Source organism: Halanaerobium sp. (assembly GCF_003070835.1).
Genome location: NZ_QBLR01000470.1, coordinates 1 through 1,851, shown reverse-complemented (window position 1 = coordinate 1,851; position 1,851 = coordinate 1). Strand labels below are relative to the sequence as shown.

At 36.3% G+C, this 1,851-nt stretch carries 2 protein-coding genes; both read left to right on the top strand.

Annotation, left to right across the window (positions count from 1 at the left end; translation table 11 throughout):
- The first annotated feature begins 131 nt into the window (after positions 1 to 131).
- Positions 132 to 1,109: an ABC transporter substrate-binding protein gene (locus CI949_RS20540; RefSeq protein ID WP_290769893.1), complete on the top strand. Its 978-nt coding sequence runs from the start codon at positions 132 to 134 to the stop codon at positions 1,107 to 1,109.
- A gap of 55 nt (positions 1,110 to 1,164) precedes the next feature.
- Positions 1,165 to 1,851: ABC transporter permease (locus CI949_RS20535; RefSeq protein WP_290769892.1), on the top strand; the 687-nt coding region annotated here is incomplete at its 3' end.

The following is a 1,851-nucleotide window of genomic DNA, read 5'->3' as shown; positions in this document are numbered from 1 at the left end:
GGCTTGTTGTGGATAATATTTATAGTTTCATAATTTCCGCTATCAACAAAATTTAACCTTACTATATTACAGATTGTCCGAAGGACATTTTGTTCTTATCCCCACTACCAGTTAGAAAGGGGAATAAAAAAATGAAAAAGAATTTTTCAATTTTAATTGTTTTAACAGTTTTTTTAGTTTTAGTTAGCAGCTTAGCGGGGGCCCAGGAATATAGAATTGGGATTTCTCAATTTGTAGAACATCCCGCTTTAGATGCGGCACGAGAAGGCTTTATTACCGGACTCGCAGAAGCTGGGTTTAGTGAAGATAATATCGAATTTATTGAACAAAATGCCCAGGCGGATTTTGCGACTGCTCAATCGATTGCTCAGCAATTTAAGGGAGAAAATCTTGATTTAATACTGGCAATTGCTACTCCTAATGCTCAGGCTGCAGCTAATGTAATTACAGAGACACCAGTATTATTTACCGCTGTAACTGACCCTGAGGAAGCAGGTATCGTTGAAAGTATGGAACGTCCAGGAGGAAACATGACTGGAACTACAGATATGAATCCGGTGGCCCAGCAGATTGAATTAATTAAAGAATTTATTCCAGAAATAACTGATCTGGGAGTACTCTATAATCCAGGTGAAGTAAACTCAGTTGTCCAGGTTGATCTGGTAAAAGAAACTACAGCAGAAATGGGCATTAATTTGCATGAAGGTACAGTCAGCAACAGCAGTGAAGTTAGTCTTGCTGCTTCTTCTTTAATCGGAGATGTTGATGCAATTTATGTTCCCACAGATAATATTATAGTATCTGCTTTACCTTCTGTTTTAAATATTACCAATCAAAATAAGATTCCTGTATTCGCCTCAGAAAATGGACAGGTTAGACAGGGTTCAATTGCTACCTTAGGAATTGATTATAATCTGCTGGGAATTCAAACTGGTAAAATGGCAGCCCGTGTCTTAAATGGTGCTGATCCTGCAGAAATGGCAGTAGAATCTTCAGATCAATTGAAATTATATCTAAATAAAAAAGCTGCTGAAAATTTAAACCTGGAAATTCCAGCTGCTGTCTTAGACAGAGCTGATGTAATTTATGAAGAAATTACACAGGAATAAAATTAAGAATTATTATAAATAAAATATGTAGTTTAGAAATGGTGTGAGGTGTGTTATGAATCTAAGTTTTGCAATTACGTCTTTAGAACAGGGCCTGGCCTTCGGGATCATGGCTCTGGGTGTATTTATATCTTTTAGAATTCTTGATTTTGCTGATCTTACTGTAGACGGAAGTCTCCCTTTAGGAGCTGCTGTTTCAGCAAGATTATTAACCATGGGAATGAATCCATTTTATTCTCTGGGAGCAGCAGTTATTGCCGGAGGGCTTGCCGGGGCAATTACAGGATTTTTAAATACTAAATTAAAAATTGCTCCTCTTCTATCCGGTATTTTAACTATGACTTCTTTATATTCTATCAACTTAAGAGTAATGGGTAGACCAAATATTCCGCTGATAGGTAAAGATACTATTTTCTCTTTTATTAGAGATTTTGGTATTCCTTATCCCTGGAATAATCTACTCTTATTAATTTTAGTTATAGTTGCTGTTAAATTAATTCTGGATGCATTTTTAAATACTCAGATTGGATTTGCTCTAAGAGCCACTGGAGATAACCCTCAGATGATTAGAAGTATGGGAATCAGTACAAATTCAATGAAAATGCTGGGATTAATAATTTCTAACGCTCTGGTTGCACTATCTGGTGCACTTGTTGGACAATATCAAGGATTTGCAGATGTTAATATGGGGGTTGGTACAATTGTAGCTGGATTAGCTTCAGTAATTATTGGTGAAGTTGTC

What these genes read in the sequence shown, in the direction of transcription:
- CI949_RS20540 (WP_290769893.1), top strand. Translation starts at nt 132, where the DNA reads ATGAAAAAGAATTTTTCAATTTTAATTGTTTTAACAGTTTTTTTAGTT.